The 16340-nt window shown below is 59.8% G+C and carries 18 protein-coding genes; 9 read left to right on the plus strand and 9 right to left on the minus strand.

Annotated features, from left to right (window positions below):
- Positions 1–8 precede the first annotated feature (8 nt).
- From BC363_RS14100 to hemE, 7 genes are all read right to left on the minus strand, one after another.
- Complete coding sequence (locus BC363_RS14100; RefSeq protein WP_065781573.1) at positions 9–803, minus strand: ParA family protein; 795 nt, start codon at positions 801–803, stop codon at positions 9–11.
- Positions 804–818: 15 nt separating this feature from the next.
- The gene (gene rsmG / locus BC363_RS14105; RefSeq protein ID WP_065781574.1) at positions 819–1460 is read right to left on the minus strand and encodes a 16S rRNA (guanine(527)-N(7))-methyltransferase RsmG; all 642 of its coding nucleotides are present in this window, start codon (positions 1458–1460) and stop codon (positions 819–821) included.
- A complete protein-coding gene (mnmG, locus tag BC363_RS14110) occupies positions 1457–3340 on the minus strand; it encodes a tRNA uridine-5-carboxymethylaminomethyl(34) synthesis enzyme MnmG (protein WP_065781575.1) in 1884 nt (627 codons plus the stop codon). The genes rsmG and mnmG overlap by 4 nt, the downstream gene beginning before the upstream one ends.
- 95 nt (positions 3341–3435) lie before the next feature.
- Positions 3436–4761 carry a tRNA uridine-5-carboxymethylaminomethyl(34) synthesis GTPase MnmE gene (gene mnmE / locus BC363_RS14115; RefSeq protein WP_065781576.1) on the minus strand — a complete coding sequence of 442 codons (1326 nt, stop codon included), beginning with the start codon at positions 4759–4761 and terminating at the stop codon, positions 3436–3438.
- A gap of 417 nt (positions 4762–5178) precedes the next feature.
- Positions 5179–6444: a transcription termination factor Rho gene (rho, locus tag BC363_RS14120; protein ID WP_093233478.1), complete on the minus strand. Its 1266-nt coding sequence runs from the start codon at positions 6442–6444 to the stop codon at positions 5179–5181.
- 192 nt (positions 6445–6636) lie between these two features.
- Positions 6637–7179: a protoporphyrinogen oxidase HemJ gene (gene hemJ, locus BC363_RS14125; RefSeq protein ID WP_141690305.1), complete on the minus strand. Its 543-nt coding sequence runs from the start codon at positions 7177–7179 to the stop codon at positions 6637–6639.
- Positions 7176–8207: a uroporphyrinogen decarboxylase gene (hemE, locus tag BC363_RS14130; protein ID WP_065781578.1), complete on the minus strand. Its 1032-nt coding sequence runs from the start codon at positions 8205–8207 to the stop codon at positions 7176–7178. The genes hemJ and hemE overlap by 4 nt, the downstream gene beginning before the upstream one ends.
- Positions 8208–8613: 406 nt before the next feature.
- Here hemE and BC363_RS14135 point away from each other — a divergent pair, with 406 nt between their 5' ends.
- The 5 genes from BC363_RS14135 to dnaQ are packed head-to-tail and all read left to right on the plus strand — an operon-like array spanning position 8614 to position 12209.
- The gene (locus tag BC363_RS14135; protein ID WP_065781579.1) at positions 8614–9435 is read left to right on the plus strand and encodes a pyruvate, water dikinase regulatory protein; all 822 of its coding nucleotides are present in this window, start codon (positions 8614–8616) and stop codon (positions 9433–9435) included.
- A 31-nt stretch (positions 9436–9466) separates the two neighbouring features.
- Positions 9467–10066, plus strand: coding sequence for a Maf-like protein (locus BC363_RS14140; protein ID WP_065781644.1), 600 nt, complete (start codon positions 9467–9469; stop codon positions 10064–10066).
- A complete protein-coding gene (locus BC363_RS14145) occupies positions 10059–10919 on the plus strand; it encodes a shikimate dehydrogenase (protein ID WP_065781580.1) in 861 nt (286 codons plus the stop codon). The genes BC363_RS14140 and BC363_RS14145 overlap by 8 nt, the downstream gene beginning before the upstream one ends.
- Entirely contained in the window at positions 10916–11515 is a 600-nt protein-coding gene (gene coaE, locus BC363_RS14150) for a dephospho-CoA kinase (protein WP_065781581.1), read from the plus strand. Before BC363_RS14145 ends, coaE begins: the two co-directional genes overlap by 4 nt.
- Positions 11508–12209, plus strand: a complete 702-nt coding sequence (gene dnaQ, locus BC363_RS14155) for a DNA polymerase III subunit epsilon (RefSeq protein ID WP_065781645.1) — start codon at positions 11508–11510, stop codon at positions 12207–12209. Before coaE ends, dnaQ begins: the two co-directional genes overlap by 8 nt.
- Before the next feature lie 61 nt (positions 12210–12270).
- On the opposite strand, the gene secB is transcribed toward dnaQ, so the two are convergent.
- Together secB and BC363_RS14165 are read right to left on the minus strand one after the other, a co-directional pair.
- Positions 12271–12774, minus strand: coding sequence for a protein-export chaperone SecB (gene secB, locus BC363_RS14160; RefSeq protein ID WP_065781582.1), 504 nt, complete (start codon positions 12772–12774; stop codon positions 12271–12273).
- An 80-nt stretch (positions 12775–12854) separates the two neighbouring features.
- A complete protein-coding gene (locus tag BC363_RS14165; protein WP_065781583.1) occupies positions 12855–13361 on the minus strand; it encodes an FxsA family protein in 507 nt (168 codons plus the stop codon).
- A gap of 130 nt (positions 13362–13491) precedes the next feature.
- Here BC363_RS14165 and BC363_RS14170 point away from each other — a divergent pair, with 130 nt between their 5' ends.
- The 4 genes from BC363_RS14170 to BC363_RS14185 are packed head-to-tail and all read left to right on the plus strand — an operon-like array spanning position 13492 to position 16254.
- Positions 13492–14196 carry a Tim44/TimA family putative adaptor protein gene (locus BC363_RS14170; protein ID WP_065781584.1) on the plus strand — a complete coding sequence of 235 codons (705 nt, stop codon included), beginning with the start codon at positions 13492–13494 and terminating at the stop codon, positions 14194–14196.
- A 15-nt stretch (positions 14197–14211) separates the two neighbouring features.
- Entirely contained in the window at positions 14212–15318 is a 1107-nt protein-coding gene (locus BC363_RS14175; protein ID WP_065781585.1) for a murein transglycosylase A, read from the plus strand.
- A complete protein-coding gene (locus tag BC363_RS14180; protein WP_065781586.1) occupies positions 15311–15880 on the plus strand; it encodes a Smr/MutS family protein in 570 nt (189 codons plus the stop codon). Before BC363_RS14175 ends, BC363_RS14180 begins: the two co-directional genes overlap by 8 nt.
- On the plus strand, positions 15877–16254 hold the full coding sequence (locus tag BC363_RS14185; RefSeq protein ID WP_053251166.1) for a helix-turn-helix transcriptional regulator: 378 nt from the start codon (positions 15877–15879) through the stop codon (positions 16252–16254). Before BC363_RS14180 ends, BC363_RS14185 begins: the two co-directional genes overlap by 4 nt.
- The last annotated feature ends 86 nt before the right edge of the window (positions 16255–16340 follow it).

A 16340-nucleotide genomic window follows, 5' to 3' on the forward strand; every position in this document is an offset into this window, starting at 1 on the left:
CGAAACAATTACGCAGCCTTGCGCTGCCGTTCACGCTGGATCACTTCCGATGCGAGCTGGAGATAGGCCTGGCTGCCTGCGCATTTCAGATCGTAAAGGATCGCCGGCTTACCATAGGAAGGCGCTTCGGACACACGGACGTTTCTCGGAATGAGCGTGTGGTAGACCTTGTCCCCAAGATGGGTGCGCACATCGCTTACCACCTGCTGAGCAAGATTGTTGCGGGAATCGAACATCGTCAACACGATGCCCTGAATATCCAGGCTCGGGTTGACGGTCCTGCGAACCTGATCGACCGTCTCCAGCAACTGGCTCAAACCTTCCAGCGCGAAGAATTCACACTGCAGCGGCACCAGCACCGAATGCGCGGCGGCCATCGCGTTCATCGTCAATAGGTTAAAGGATGGCGGGCAGTCAACGAGAACGTAGGAATACTCCAACGCCTCCGGGCTGGCCAATGCCTTGCGCAACCGAAAGGCGCGGTCGGCTTCCCGCGATATTTCCATTTCTACGCCGAGCAGATCCATCGTCGACGGGACGATGGCGAGATTCGGCACCGCCGTCTGCTGAACGATCTCACCGATCGTATGCGATCCAACCATCAGCTCGTAGGAAGAGAGGTGGCGATCGCGGCGCTGAATGCCGAGTCCCGTACTGGCATTGCCTTGCGGATCCAGGTCGACGATCAAAACCTTCTCGCCGATGGCGGCCAGTGCCGTTGCCAGATTGATCGCAGTCGTCGTTTTACCGACGCCGCCCTTCTGGTTTGCTATCGTGATGATCCGGTTTTTTGCGCCAAACATGTTTCCGCTCGCCAATCACTGAGTTCTTCGCGAAAGATTTGCGATCTCGAGCACAACAGAATCTGGCTCGACAATGCTCGGATGTTTTACCAGATCAAACTCATAGCGGCCAACCGCTTTGTCGATCTCGCGCTGGTAATCCCGCCCTTTATGGAAGTAGGCGACGGTTTTGCCACCTTCTGCCATCATCCACGGTGACGAATAGTCGAGCAACAGGCTCAGATCAGCCAGCGCGCGAGCGGAAATGGCGTCGCATTTCGGCGCCACGGAGCTCGCATCCTCGATTCGAATCGGATGAACCGATCCGCGCGCGCCGGTTTCCGTCAGCGCTACACGCAGAAAGGCGGCCTTCTTGTTGTTGCTCTCGATCAGATGCACCCAACCGTCGGAGAGTTCCTGGAGGTAGATGGCGGTAATCACGCCGGGAAACCCACCGCCGCTGCCGAGGTCAACCCAGGTCTTTGGACCCGGAGCCAGTTGCGCCAGTTGCAGGCTATCGACGATATGGCGACGCCACAGATCTTCGAGCGTCGAGGGGGCGATAAGATTGATAGACTTCGCCCATTTCTGAAACAGTGCAGCAAAGTGCTCAAGCCGTTCATTCGTTTCACGTGAAACACGCAGTCCGTTCAAGCCAGCGAAAGGACTCGTTTTCATTGCGCACGCACCTTTTCTTCCCGCTCGACGGAGCGGTTCATTCGTTTCAACCAAGCCAGGATCAACGCGGCCGCAGCCGGCGTCATCCCATCTACCTTCAATGCCTGCGCCAGGTTTCTCGGCGCCTGCAGCGTCAACTTCTGCTTCAACTCGTTCGATAGGCCAGCCAGTGCCGAAAAGTCAAAATCGGCCGGAATGGCCATCGTCTCTTCGCGGCGTATGCCGGCAATGTCCGACGCCTGACGGTCCATGTAAACGGCATAGACGGCATCGATTTCGAGCGCCTCGACCACTGCAGGCGGAATATCGCTCAGCTCCGGCCACAACGACACCAATGCCCCGATCGTCTGTTCAGGATAGGATAGGATTTCAAACGCGGTTCGCCGCTGGCCATCCTGGTTCAGCTTGAGGCCATGCCGGTTGCCCTCTGCCGGCGTCACGGACAGTTGCTTCAGCAGTGCACGACCGTTGTCAAACTGCCCCTTCCATTCGGCGAAACGCGTCTGCCGCGCCTCGGTGACACAGCCAATTTCGATTGCCTTCGGCGTCAGCCGGATGTCGGCATTGTCGGCACGAAGAGACAATCGATATTCGGCGCGCGACGTAAACATGCGATAGGGCTCGGTGATGCCCCGCGAGGTCAAATCGTCGACCATCACACCAATATAGGATTCAGTACGGCTGAAAATAACAGCCTCGCGCCCGGTCGCAGCCTTCGCCGCATTCAACCCGGCGACCAGGCCCTGCGCCGCGGCCTCCTCGTAACCGGTCGTGCCATTGATCTGGCCGGCAAGGAACAGCCCGGGCATCTTACGCACCGCCAGCGTTGCATCAAGCTCCCGCGGATCGACATGGTCATACTCGATCGCGTAGCCCGGCTGCAGGATCAGCACGTCCTCCAGACCGGGAATGGTCCGGATGAAAGCGTCCTGGACCTCCGCTGGCAAGGACGTCGAGATGCCGTTGGGATAGACGGTGTCGTCATCCAAGCCTTCCGGCTCGAGGAAGATCTGGTGGCCATCCCGCTCACCGAAGCGAACGATCTTGTCTTCGATCGAAGGGCAATAGCGTGGGCCAACACCCTCGATCTGGCCGGAATACATTGCCGACTTGCCGATGTTATCGGTAATGATCTTGTGGGTGGCTTCGGTTGTTCGCGTCACACCGCAGTCGATCTGCCGGTTGACGATCCGGTCGGTCATGAAGGAGAAGGGCACGGGCTCTTCGTCCGGTCCCTGGCGGCCGACGCGATCCCATTCGATCGTCTTGCCGTCCAGCCGCGCCGGCGTCCCGGTCTTCAGCCGGCCCAAGCGAAGACCGTAGCGCGCCAGCGTGGCGGAGAGACCGAGCGATGGTTCTTCGCCGACACGGCCAGCCGGTATCTTCTGGTCGCCGATATGGATCAGTCCTTTCAGGAAGGTTCCGGTTGTGAGCACCACCCCGGTTGCGCCAAAGGACCTACCGTCCTTCATGACCACGCCGGCGATCTTGCCGTCCTGCTCGATCAGATCGAAAGCATCGCCTTCAATGACGGTGAGGTTTTCAACAGTCGCAATCTCGCGCTGCATGGCTTCACGATAGAGCTTACGGTCAGCCTGTGTGCGCGGACCGCGGACAGCCGGCCCCTTGCGCCGATTGAGCAGGCGAAATTGGATGCCGGCGGCATCGGCGATGCGTCCCATCAGGCCGTCAAGCGCATCGATTTCGCGGACGAGATGGCCTTTGCCAAGACCACCAATGGCCGGGTTGCAGGACATCACGCCAATCGTCGACGCCTTGTGGGTGATCAGAGCGGTTCGCGCACCGAGGCGCGCCGAGGCGGCGGCAGCTTCGCAGCCGGCATGACCTCCACCAATGACGATAACGTCAAAATGGACCATTTCTCTATCTCCGATCACAACGCATTCCGGCTTCGAATCGTTTCACGTGAAACACTTCGCATGACTCGCTAGCGTTGTATTGTTTTAGTCGAACATCATTTACCGATACAGAATTCGGAAAATATCACATCCAGCAGGTTTTCAACATCCACGCGTCCGGTGATCCGCCCGATGGCATCGCCCGCGAGGCGAAGCAGCTCAGCTTGTATATCCAGCCCGTTCTGATTTCGACTCAGACTTTCCGAGAGCGCGGCAGTCGCTTGGCGCAAACAATCCACATGTCTGCGCCTCGAGGGAATAGAAAGCGCAGTAACGCCAGATAAATCAGGGAGATAGCCCGATATCGCGTTCAAGAGCTGATCCATGCCGGCGCCGGTCTTTGTCGAAATAGAGACGTCAGCGCCAGCATTGGCATCGCAATCGGCACGGTCCGTCTTGGTTGCAACCCTCAAGACCGGCACGTCCATCAGACCAAGGTCATCCAGGGTGTTAAAGCCCGCCCTGCTTTCGGAGAGAAGCAGCACCAGGTCGGCGCTGGCGATCACGTCGCGCGCGCGGCGTATGCCTTCGCGTTCCACCGTTTCGTCGGTCTGCCGCAGGCCGGCAGTATCGAACAACTTGACGGAGAATCCGGCTAATGAAAGGTCAACGGATAGGACATCGCGGGTGGTGCCAGCGATCTCCGTCACGATCGCGATATCACGCTTTGCCAGAGCATTGAGCAGGCTGGACTTGCCGGCGTTGGGCTCGCCGGCGATGACGATCTTGAGACCATCCCGAATGATTTCACCAATCGGCGCCTGCGCGATATGCGCGTCGATCTCCTGGCGCAGCAGTTCCATGTCTTTCCAGATCCGATCGCTGACCGAGCCTGGAACGTCGTCCTCATCGGCGAAATCGAGCTCCGCCTCGATCATCGCACGGGCGTGCGTCAGACGTTTGGCCCAATCGTCGTAGACCTTTGACTGGCCGCCGGCCGAATGCTCCAGCGCCAGACGACGCTGCATCTCCGTCTCGGCGACGATCAGGTCCGACAGCCCTTCTATCTCGACGAGATCCATCTTGCCGTTCTGAAACGCCCGCCGTGAGAACTCCCCGGCCTCGGCATGGCGCAAGCCGTCGAAGCCCGATAGCTCGCCCAACAGTGTTTGAACGACGGCACGGCCACCATGGACCTGCAGTTCAGCGCAGTCTTCGCCGGTAAACGAGGCGGGGCCGCGGAAGTAAATGACCAGGCCGCTGTCAATCGTGAAACCGTTGCGGGAGCGAATCGGTTTCAACGACGCGATGCGTTGTTCGGGAACAGCGCCGCACAATCCGGCGAGAACAGCGGTAGTTTCTGATCCGCTGATGCGAATTACCGCCACGCCCGCCGGCAACGCCCCGCTGGATAGCGCATATATAGTATCCGCCGATGGCATCGTTTCACCTGAGATCCAATGAGGTTGACCGCTCTACGCGCCCGGAACAAGGTTCAAGCGGGTTTGTCGCCCCCATTCAGACTACGGGATGAAACGCGGTGGTCAGCGTCCCCGGCAGTCCAGAGGTGTCGAACGGTTGGGAGCTTATGACGAATAGTCGGGAAAAGATCAAGCCTGGGCCGTAGGTCGCCGCTCGTGTTTCACGTGAATCACCGCACTGGCTCGTCCGGCTTGGACTTCAAATGCCCAAAAATCATTGCGATAGCGAATCGAATGGCGATCCGACCGGGTCTATCGCATATGAATCCGGCTAAATAATTCGGCTTGAAAAAGCCAAAATAGTCGCGCGTCGAGAAACAAAGAGACCGGGCAAGAAAACTTGCCCGGTCTCAATCACGACATCGGCATTCGGTCGTATCAGGTGTTCATCGAGTCGAAGAAGTCGCCGTTGTTCTTCGTCTGCTTCAGCTTGTCGATCAGGAACTCAATCGCATCGGTGGTGCCCATCGGCGCCAGAATCCGGCGAAGGACGAAGATCTTCTGGAGATCCTGGCGCGGAACGAGCAGGTCTTCCTTACGCGTACCGGATTTCAGAATGTCCATCGCCGGGAAGATGCGCTTGTCGGCGACCTTGCGGTCGAGCACGATTTCGGAGTTGCCGGTACCCTTGAACTCTTCGAAGATGACTTCGTCCATGCGGCTGCCGGTATCGATCAGCGCCGTGGCGATGATGGTCAAGGAACCGCCTTCTTCGATGTTACGGGCGGCACCGAAGAAGCGCTTCGGCCTCTGCAGGGCGTTGGCGTCGACACCACCGGTCAGAACCTTGCCGGATGACGGAACAACGGTGTTATAGGCGCGACCGAGGCGGGTGATGGAGTCAAGCAGGATGACGACGTCGCGGCCGTGTTCGACCAGGCGCTTCGCCTTTTCGATCACCATTTCGGCGACCTGGACGTGGCGCGTCGCCGGCTCGTCGAAGGTGGAGGAAACCACTTCGCCCTTCACCGAGCGCTGCATGTCGGTAACTTCTTCCGGCCGTTCGTCGATCAACAGAACGATCAAGTAGCATTCCGGGTGGTTTGCGGTAATCGAGTGGGCGATGTTCTGCAGCAGAACCGTCTTACCGGTGCGCGGCGGAGCAACGATCAGACCACGCTGGCCCTTACCGAGCGGAGCGACCAGGTCGATCACGCGGGCAGAAAGGTCCTTTGACGTCGGGACCTCGAGTTCCATCTTGAAGCGCTCGTTCGGATAGAGCGGCGTCAGGTTGTCGAAGTGAACCTTGTGACGGATCTTTTCCGGATCGTCGAAATTGATGGTGTTGACCTTGAGAAGCGCGAAGTAGCGTTCTCCTTCCTTCGGCCCACGGATCGGCCCCTCGACCGTGTCGCCGGTCTTCAGCGAGAAGCGGCGGATCTGGGAGGGCGAGATGTAGATATCGTCCGGGCCGGGCAGGTAGTTGGCATTGGCAGAGCGCAGAAAGCCGAATCCGTCCTGCAGAACCTCGACGACGCCTTCACCGATGATTTCGATATCCTGGGCCGCGAGCATCTTGAGGATTGCGAACATCAACTCCTGCTTGCGCATGGTGCTCGCGTTTTCCACCTCGAGCTCTTCGGCAAAGGCCAGAAGATCGGTCGGCGTCTTGTTCTTAAGTTCTTGTAGCTTCATTTCAGCCATGAAGGATCCATGTTTCGTATGGGAATGGAGAGACGGCGTGTTTTCTGAAGGGAGCTGCGGCAGGAAGGGGCAGGCTCTGGTCTTTGTCACAAGCCATGAAGAGGAGATGGCAGAAAATAGCGATTCACGTGAAACGCCGCAAGGGGCTGTCGAAAATTAGCGACAACTATTACAAATCGCAATCGATAAAGTTCAAAACGGCTTTACCACCACCATGATGACGATCAGGATCATCAGCAACGTCGGTGCCTCGTTCATCAGCCGCCAGTAGCGCGCGGTCAGGCGATTTTCATCCCGCTGGAACGCCCGCACCGCCCGACTGAAGCGCACGTGCACCACCGTCAGCAGCACCACGAACAGGAGCTTGGCGTGAAGCCAGCCGCCCTGGAAACCATAAACGCTCCAGGCGAGATAAAGCCCGAGCACCCAGGAAATCACCATTGCCGGGTTCATGATGACCTTCAGCAAACGCTGTTCCATCATCTTGAAGGTTTCGGACTGTTCAGAGCCCGGAGCCGCGTCGGTGTGGTAGATGAACAGCCGCGGCATGTAGAGCAGCGCCGCCATCCACGACATCACCGCGATTACGTGAAGCGCCTTGATCCAGAGATAGAGGCTCTCCGGCTGCCAGACGAAAAGCCCGACGAGCAGTGCGGCAAAACCGCCAAGCGCAATCATCGCTCTGAGCCGCGCCCTGTTACCCGGCCCACTATCCGTCTGGCGTTCATCCATCAGCGTGCTCCGCGAACCCGTGCGACCAGCGCTGAGACGTTCGCCGGATCGGCCTGCGGCGTGATCCCGTGTCCGAGGTTGAAGATCAACGGCCCGTTGCCGAGCGCATCAAGAATACGATCGATGCCTTGTTCCAGGGCGACACCACCGGAGACGACCCGCATTGGGTCGAGATTGCCCTGCACCGGCCCGTCCTTCTGCAAATCGACCGCGAAGGACAGCGGGACGGTCCAATCGAGGCCGATGGCGTCCGCACCCGTTTTCTGGCGATAATGCTTCAGGAGAAGCCCTGCACCCTTGGCAAATGCGATGATCTTCGCCTGCGGACGTCGCGCCCGCACCGAAGCGATCATTCGGGCGACGGGCCTGACCGCAAATCGTTCGAATTCCTCTTCGCCGAGAACACCGGCCCAGGAGTCGAAAATCTGCACGGCGTCGGCGCCCGCATCGATCTGCTCGACCAGATAGTCGGCCGACACATCGGCAAGAAACGTCAAAAGCCGTTCGAAGGCTTCCGGGTTCCTATAGGCGAACAGTCGGGCAGGGGCCTGGTCCGGTGTTCCCTGGCCGGCGATCATGTAGGTGGCGACCGTCCAGGGCGCACCGCAAAACCCGAGTAGCGTCGTTTCCGTCGGAAGCTCTCCCCGCAAACGCGACACCGTCTCGAAGACCGGTTTTAGATGATTGGAGATACCGTCCGCCTTCAGAGCATTGATGCCGTCGACGTCGATCGGATCCATTCTCGGCCCATGGCCTTCCTCGAAGCGAACGTTGCGCTTCAGCGCGTCCGGAATCACCAGGATATCGGAAAACAGAATAGCTGCGTCAAAAGCATAGCGACGGATCGGTTGCAGCGTCACTTCGACGGCAAGATCGGGCGTGTAGCAGAGATCGAGGAAGCTCCCGGCGACGGCCCGTGTCGCTCGATATTCCGGAAGGTACCGGCCGGCCTGGCGCATCAGCCAGACGGGAGGCGGACTGACCGTCTTCCCATCCAAAACCTCCAGAACTTTCCTTCGTGTCTCGGCCACGGATGGTCTCTCCCAATATAAAATCAAAGATATTTAGACTCTTTCTATTTCTTAGAGTCGGTGGGTATCAAGGATTAAAAGATCGCCACAGTTCATCCACGGCTGCCCGATCGGATCGATCCGGGCGGGAGGCAAAGCGGCGCCCTTGGCCGCATTCCGTGGATAAGTGCAAAATTTCAATTTAAATCAGAGGATTGCCAGCTCCGGAAGAAAGCGAATTGCTGTGGACAACGAGTCGAAACACGTGACACTTTGTCATCGCCGTGAGTCTTGTCCACATCCTCCGCGAAGCTTTCTTCGGCGTTGCGCCAATTGTGAATAAGTCGGCGGTTTTCCCGTTGCCTGGCGCGCCGCGGCGCCGTCAGCCATTTTTATCCCGGTTTATCAACAGCACCCGGAGAATTGCGTGGAGAACAAGAAAAACTACTTCCACCTGCATCTGATCTCCGATTCGACGGGGGAGACCTTGATCGCGGCGGGGCGTGCGGCGGCGGCGCAATTCCAGGCGTCGCATGCGCTTGAACATGTCTATCCGCTGATCAGGAATCGCCGGCAGCTGCTGCAGGTTCTCGACGCCATCGATGGAGCCCCCGGCATCGTGCTCTACACGATCGTCGATCGCGAACTGGCCGACATCATCGACCAGCGCTGCCGTGAGATGGGCGTGCCGTGCGTCTCGGTTCTCGATCCGATCATCGAACTGTTCCAGTCCTATCTCGGTTCGCCGTCGCGACGCCGCTCCGGCGCGCAGCACGTGATGGACGCCGACTATTTCGCCCGCATCGACGCGTTGAATTTCACCATGGACCATGACGACGGTCAGCTGCCGGCCGATTTTGATGACGCCGATGTGGTGTTGATCGGCATCAGCCGTACATCGAAGACGCCGACATCGATCTATCTCGCCAACCGAGGCATCAAGACGGCCAATATTCCAATCGTCCCCGGCGTGCCGCTGCCCGACCGGCTGATGAAGGCAACCAAGCCTTTGGTCGTCGGCCTGATTGCGACTGCCGATCGCATTTCCCAGGTCCGCCAGCATCGGGTGCTCGGCACCACCCAAGGCTTTCACGGTGATCAATATACGGATAGGGCGGCGATCGCCGAGGAGTTGAAATATGCCCGCGCGCTCTGCGCGCGCAACAACTGGCCGATCATCGACGTCACCCGCCGCTCGATCGAGGAAACCGCCGCCGCAATTGTTGCCCTGCGCCCGCGGCTGCGATAGAGCGAATCCGAACAATTCGGGAACTTCGATGATGACACCTTCACTCGTCCTGGCTTCAGCAAGCCCGTTCCGTCGTGCGCTTCTGGAAAATGCCGGGTTGGTGTTTACGGCGCGCGCCGCCGAGATCGACGAGCGCGCGCTTGAAAAGCCGCTCGAAGAAGAAGGTGCCGCTCCTGAAGACGTGGCGGTGAGGCTTGCCGAAGCCAAGGCAAGAGATGTCGCCAGGTACTTTCCCGAGGCCCTGGTGATCGGCTCCGACCAGACCATGTCCCTGGGACAGCGGGTCTATCACAAGCCGAAGGACATGGCGGAAGCCGGACAACATCTCTTGTCGCTCGCCGGCAAGACCCATCGCCTGAACAGCGCGATCGTTCTCGCGCGCGGCGATGAGATCCTCTGGCGCCACGTCTCGTCGGCACATATGTCGGTGCGTACGCTGACAGCGGAATTTGTCGATCGCCATTTGCAGCGCGTCGGGAGCAAGGCCTTGTCCAGCGTCGGCGCCTACCAGCTGGAGGGCGAGGGCATCCAGCTGTTCGAAAAGATCGAGGGTGACTATTTCACCATCCTCGGCCTTCCGATGCTGCCGCTGCTCGCAAAACTTCGGGAATTGGGAACGATCGATGCGTGATTCACGTGAAACATTTGTTAACCACGCCTTCGTCACCGGCTATCCGATCAAGCATTCCAGGTCGCCGTTGATCCACGGCTATTGGCTGAAACAGCTCGGGATAGAGGGCAGCTACCGCGCGCACGAGGTAAAGCCGGAAGACTTTTCCGCCTTCGTCGCCGAGTTGAAACAAGGCACTTCAGGCTTTTGCGGCGGCAACGTCACCATCCCGCACAAGGAAGCTGCCCATCGGCTGGCGGACCGCCCGGATGATCTCTGTCTGGAACTCGGCGCTGCCAATACGCTTTGGATCGAAGCCGGCGACGTTCACGCCACGAACACCGATGGCCGAGGGTTCGTCGCCAATCTTGACGAGCGCGCAGCCGGCTGGAACCAATGTTCGACTGTGGTCGTGCTCGGCGCCGGCGGCGCCAGCCGCGCCGTCATCCAGGCCGTGCGTGACCGGGGCATCAAGACGATCCATGTCGTCAACCGCACGGTGGCAAGGGCTGAGGAATTGGCCGACCGTTTTGGATCGGCTGTGCAAGCGCATCCGATGGAGGCACTGAGCGAAGTGATGACGGGCGCCGGCCTCTTCATCAACACCACGTCTCTCGGCATGGATGGCCAGGACGCGCCGCAGATCGATTTCACCGTCATGGCTCGGGATGCCGTGGTGACCGACATCGTCTACGTCCCGTTGAAGACACCTTTGCTTCGCCAGGCGGAGGAGCAGGGTTTTACCATTGTCGACGGTCTCGGCATGTTGCTGCACCAGGCCGTACCCGGTTTCGAGCTCTGGTTCGGTCGCCGGCCCGTCGTCGACGCCACACTTCGACAACTCGTCATCGATGACATGGGATCGCGCGCATGATGATTGTCGGCCTGACCGGATCGATCGCCATGGGCAAGTCGACGACCGCGCAGATGTTCCGCGAGTTCGGCGTGCCGGTCAACGATGCCGATGAAGTGGTGCACGCGCTTTATCGCGGCGAAGCCGTCGCGCCTGTTGAGGCCGCATTCCCGGGGACTGTCAGGGAAGGGGCGATCGATCGGGCCGAACTGTCCCGGCAGTTGCTCGCAGCACCCGAAAGGCTGCGCGAGCTCGAAAGCATCGTGCATCCGCTCGTTGGCCGGAAAGAGCGCGAGTTCCTCGACAAGAATGCCGCGGCCAACGCGGCCTTTGTCGTGCTCGATATTCCGTTGCTGTTTGAAACGGGCGCCGAGGCGCGTGTCGATCGGGTGGTGGTCGTTAGCTGCGCACCCGACATTCAAAGAGAACGGGCGATGAAACGCCCCGGCATGACCGAAGAGAAATTTGCCATGATCCTGGCGCGTCAGGTGCCGGACAGTCAGAAGCGTGAACGCGCCGACTACATCGTCGATACCAGCGACAGCTTCGATAACACACGCCAACAGGTGAGGGCGATCGTCGACGATCTCACCCAAAATGGAGCGCCCGATGCGTGAGATCATTTTCGATACGGAAACGACCGGCCTCGACAATCGAGAGGACCGGGTGATCGAGATCGGCGGCGTCGAACTGGAAAACCAGTTTCCGACCGGTCGCACGCTGCATATCTTCATCAATCCCGGCAATCGCAAGGTTCATCCGGATGCGCTTGCCATTCACGGCATCACCGACGAGTTCCTGAAGGACAAGCCGGCCTTTGCCGATGTGGCCCAGCAGATTCTCGACTTCTTCGGCGATGCCCGCTGGGTGGCGCACAATGCCACCTTCGACATGGGCTTCATCAATGCGGAGTTCGGCCGCATCGGACTTCCGGCCATTGCCGGCGAACGGGTGACGGATACGCTTGCTCTTGCCCGCCGCAAGCACCCGATGGGCCCGAATTCGCTCGACGCGCTCTGCCGTCGCTACGGCATCGACAATTCCCATCGCGCCAAGCACGGCGCACTGCTCGACTCCGAGCTTCTTGCCGAAGTCTATATCGAGATGCTCGGCGGTCGTCAGGCTGCCTTGGGTCTGGTGTCGAGCAACAAGGTCGCGGGACAAACCGTTGAACACGACGATGCGCCGATCGCCATCGCGCAGCGCCCGCGGCCGTTGCCGAACCGCTTGTCGGAAGCGGATGAGGCGGCTCATGCCGCTCTGGTCGCCAAGATGGGGGCCAAGGCGATCTGGGCCAAATACGATCTTTAGAAATGAAAAAAGCCCGGCTCGACCGGGCTTTTTCCTGAATGCGATCCAGTCTGAACAGAAATCAGTTGGCGGTCTCGCTGGTGTTTGCCACCTGAGCGCGGACCTTTTCTTCGGCCATGCGTTGGGCGAACATCTGAGCGAAATCGATCGGGTCGATCATCAGCGGCGGGAAACCGCCGTTGCGGGTCGCGTCGGCGACGATCTGGCGAGCGAACGGGAACAGCAGGCGCGGGCACTCGATGAAGAGCAGCGGCAGCATGTGTTCCTGCGGGAAGCCGGCAACACGGAAAACGCCACCATAGGAGAGCTCGACGTTGAACAGGACGCGTTCGCCGTCTTTGGCTTCCGCGTTCAGCGAGAGCACGACGTCAAAATCGGACTCTGCGAGCGGGTTCGCGTTGACGTTGACGTTGATGTTGATCGACGGGGCATTGTCACGCGCCTGCAGCGAACGCGGTGCGCCCGGGTTCTCGAAGGAGAGATCCTTGACATACTGGGCGAGGATGTTGAGCGACGGGCTCTGCTGCGCGCTGCCGTTGCCGTTGGATGCGGTATCAGTCGTCATAAGGGTTTCCTCGACTTCAATTCGGTGAGGCCATCTAGCATTTCGTCATAGGGCTTACAACCCTGCGCCACAGGCCCTTGCTATTGCCGACGGCGCTCTTCGGACGGGTTGGGTTCGTCGTCATCGGTCCTCGAGAACTCGCCTTCGCCAAGGTCGATGACGCGCGGTTGGGCGCGCTCCTGCGGCGTTTGGCCTGGTCCGCGCCAGGACTGGCTCGACGCGGCCGTCACAACAGTCATTCTCGATCTCAAATAGCCGGCCACGGCGTGCCTGACAGGCGGCACAAACAGAAGCAGACCAAAGATGTCGCTGATGAAGCCGGGCACCATCAACAAAAGGGCTGCGACGAACATCAAGGCGCCGCCGAGGACCTCGCGGCCAGGATCACTGCCGCTGCGCGTTGCTTCCTGCACGCGCCTGATGACGGCGAAACCCTGAAGGCGAAGCAGCACGACCCCGGCAATCGCGCTCAACAGAACGAGCAGCAGCGTCATGGCCAGCCCGATCTCGCGGCCGACGATGACGAAGCCGGCAATCTCGGCAAGGGGCAGTCCAAGAATGACCAGGGGAATTAACATTGAACGCATTGGCGGTGCCTGAAAGGGTCGTCGCATCGTCACCTCCGATCTAAGGGTGCGACAACGCGGTTTGAATGATCTATCCTTGCGGACTATATGGAATAGCTACGAGAAATTCTAACAGCGGTTTCGGGTGGAAATGGGCTCTTTCGACTTCATCACGTTTTTTTTCTTGATCGCCGCAGTGGTCATCTTCCTGCAGTTGCGCAGCGTTCTCGGTCGCCGGACCGGCAGCGAACGGCCGCCGTTTGATCCCTATTCTCCGAGGGACATGAGCCAGGGGCCTGAAAAGGCCGACAATGGCAAGGTCGTCCAGCTGCCGCGCCGCGACAATGCCGAGGACGATGCGGTCCGCTATGCAGCGATCGACGACTTCGCAAAGGCCGGGACGCCGCTCAACGATCAGCTCCGCTCGCTGACCGACGCCGACGCAGGCTTCGACCCGAAGGAGTTCGTCAACGGGGCGAAGATGGCCTACGAGATGATCGTCATGGCTTTCGCCGACGGCGACCGCAAGACGTTGAAGAACCTGCTGTCGCGGGAAGTCTACGAAGGCTTCGATGCCGCGATTGCCGAGCGCGAACGCAAGGGCGAAGTGGTGAAATCCACCTTCGTCGGCATCGAGAAGGCCGATATCGTCCACGCCGAAGTCAAGGACAGCGAAGAGAACATCACAGTCCGGATCGTCAGCCAGTTGATCTCGGCGACCTACGACAAGCAGGGCGCCATCATCGATGGAGACGCAGAGTCGGTGGCCGAAGTCAACGATCTCTGGACTTTCTCGCGCGACATTCGCTCGCGTGATCCGAACTGGAAGCTGATCGCTACCGAATCCGAAAACTGATCGGAAGGGGCGACCATGACGCTTCGACTTGAGCCTGTCACCTTCTCAGACTTGCCGGGGTGGCAGGACGACGATCCGACCGCGGTGATTGAAGCGCTGCGCCGCTGTCATCACCATGTCTCGACCGCAAAACCTTATCGCACCGGCTCGCTTGGCATTTCGGTCAATGACTTGATGCCGGCGCTTTCGGCTGCAAGCGCAGACGTCGCCGACGCAACTGCGGCGCGTGCGTTTTTCGAGCAACAATTCGTCGCCTTCAGAATCTGGCCCGAAACTGGCAAAACCGGTTTCGTGACGGCGTTCTATGAACCCGAGATCGAAGTCCAGGCGAAACCGGACGACATCTTCCGATACCCGATCTACCGGCGCCCGATCGATCTCGTCGATGTCGACGACACCAACCGGCCGACAGATATGGATCCCTATTTTGCCTTTGGTCGGCTGCATGATGGCGTGGTCGGCGAGTATCCGGACCGCCGCGCGATCGAGCAGGGCTTTCTGGCGGGGCGGGGTCTGGAGATCGCCTATGCCAGATCGAAGGTCGACGTGTTCTTCGTCCACGTCCAGGGCGCTGCCCGGCTCGTCTATCCCGATGGTTCGCGCCGGCGTATCACCTATGCCGCCAAGACCGGCCACTATTTTTCCCCGATCGGAAAGCTGCTGATCGATCGCGGCGAGATCGATGCCTCGACCGTCTCGATGATGAGCATCCGGGACTGGCTCGCGGCCAATCCGGATGAGGTCGACGAGGTCCTTTGGCACAATCGCTCCTTCATCTTCTTCCGCGAGGCGGAAGTCGAGGACGAACGGCTCGGGCCGGTCGCTGCCGCCAAGGTTTCTCTGGAGCCGGGCCGGTCGCTAGCCGTCGATCGGCTGATCCATACCTTCGGCGTGCCTTTTTTTATCTCGAGCGAGAGCCTGACGCGGCTTGATGCCGGGCGGCCGTTTCGACGCCTGATGCTGGCGCTCGACACGGGGTCGGCCATCGTCGGCCCGGCCCGTGGCGACATCTTCACCGGATCCGGCGACACGGCCGGCGAGCTTGCGGGTGCGGTTCGCAACGAAGCCGATTTCTACATCTTCGTTCCTCGCGCGGCTGCGGCAAGATACGGCAATGGCTAGGGGCAAGAAGCTTTCGGCGGAAGAGCGGATTCTATGGGGAAAGGTTGCGCGCACGACCAGGCCAATGCCCGGCCGCCTCGATGATCTCAGGGAATTTCTCGGCGAGGATGTTCCAGCCGAGCCCAAGGATGAGCCGCAAAAGACGCAAGCCGCCACGTCGGCCAGTGGTACCGACGAACAGCAGGGAATTGCCCTCAGCACGACCTCGAACGGCCGGCACCACTATCCGCTTGAAAAACCCGTCAAGCGCAAGCTGTCGAAGGGGCACCTGGCGCTGGAGGCGCGGATCGACCTGCACGGCATGATCCAGAGTGAAGCACACGGCTTCCTTCTGCATTTTCTTCTCAGAGCGCATGAGCGCGGGCTGCGCCACGTTCTTGTTATCACCGGCAAGGGAACGTCGATCGGCAGCGAAGGCGCATTGAAGCGCGCCGTGCCGCTCTGGTTCTCGCTGCCGGAGTTCCGGCCATTGATCTCAAGCTACGAGCCCGCAGCGCGCAATCACGGCGGCGATGGCGCGCTTTATGTCCGCCTAGCGCGCAGCAAGGGGAGCGCGACGTGACCCCTTTTGGCGCGGCGGTGCGCGAGTTGCGGCGCAAGAAGGGCGTGTCGCAGAAACAGATGGCTGCAGCGATCGGCGTGTCGGCCGCCTATCTCTCGGCGCTTGAACATGGAAAGCGCGGCGCGCCGAGTTTCGATTTTCTGCAAAGGGTGGCCGGCTATTTCAACGTCATCTGGGACGAGGCCGAGGAATTGTTCCAGATCGCCCATGTCTCGGCGCCGAAAGTCGTGCTGGATACGTCCGGGCTGGCGCCGGAACACACGGCCTTCGCCAACCGCTTGAGCGGACAAATCCGCGATTTGTCCGTCGACACGATCCGCGCCCTGGAAGATGTTTTGGAAAAAGCCACATTTCCTGCTAATGACAGGGGATGAACAGCTGTTTTCCGGCCGCTGCGCGCGGTCCGGGATTTGGAACCGTGGACAAATTTTCTATAGTCCGCGAGGCGTCCGAGACGTGA

Origin of the sequence: Ensifer sp. LC384, assembly GCF_001695865.1 — a bacterium.
GTDB lineage: Bacteria > Pseudomonadota > Alphaproteobacteria > Rhizobiales > Rhizobiaceae > Ensifer.

What these genes read in the sequence shown, in the direction of transcription:
- BC363_RS14100 (WP_065781573.1), bottom strand. Translation starts at nt 803, where the DNA reads ATGTTTGGCGCAAAAAACCGGATCATCACGATAGCAAACCAGAAGGGC.
- rsmG (WP_065781574.1), bottom strand. Translation starts at nt 1,460, where the DNA reads ATGAAAACGAGTCCTTTCGCTGGCTTGAACGGACTGCGTGTTTCACGT.
- mnmG (WP_065781575.1), bottom strand. Translation starts at nt 3,340, where the DNA reads ATGGTCCATTTTGACGTTATCGTCATTGGTGGAGGTCATGCCGGCTGC.
- mnmE (WP_065781576.1), bottom strand. Translation starts at nt 4,761, where the DNA reads ATGCCATCGGCGGATACTATATATGCGCTATCCAGCGGGGCGTTGCCG.
- rho (WP_093233478.1), bottom strand. Translation starts at nt 6,444, where the DNA reads ATGGCTGAAATGAAGCTACAAGAACTTAAGAACAAGACGCCGACCGAT.
- BC363_RS14140 (WP_065781644.1), top strand. Translation starts at nt 9,467, where the DNA reads ATGACACCTTCACTCGTCCTGGCTTCAGCAAGCCCGTTCCGTCGTGCG.
- BC363_RS14145 (WP_065781580.1), top strand. Translation starts at nt 10,059, where the DNA reads ATGCGTGATTCACGTGAAACATTTGTTAACCACGCCTTCGTCACCGGC.
- coaE (WP_065781581.1), top strand. Translation starts at nt 10,916, where the DNA reads ATGATGATTGTCGGCCTGACCGGATCGATCGCCATGGGCAAGTCGACG.
- dnaQ (WP_065781645.1), top strand. Translation starts at nt 11,508, where the DNA reads ATGCGTGAGATCATTTTCGATACGGAAACGACCGGCCTCGACAATCGA.
- secB (WP_065781582.1), bottom strand. Translation starts at nt 12,774, where the DNA reads ATGACGACTGATACCGCATCCAACGGCAACGGCAGCGCGCAGCAGAGC.
- BC363_RS14165 (WP_065781583.1), bottom strand. Translation starts at nt 13,361, where the DNA reads ATGCGTTCAATGTTAATTCCCCTGGTCATTCTTGGACTGCCCCTTGCC.
- BC363_RS14170 (WP_065781584.1), top strand. Translation starts at nt 13,492, where the DNA reads ATGGGCTCTTTCGACTTCATCACGTTTTTTTTCTTGATCGCCGCAGTG.
- BC363_RS14175 (WP_065781585.1), top strand. Translation starts at nt 14,212, where the DNA reads ATGACGCTTCGACTTGAGCCTGTCACCTTCTCAGACTTGCCGGGGTGG.
- BC363_RS14180 (WP_065781586.1), top strand. Translation starts at nt 15,311, where the DNA reads ATGGCTAGGGGCAAGAAGCTTTCGGCGGAAGAGCGGATTCTATGGGGA.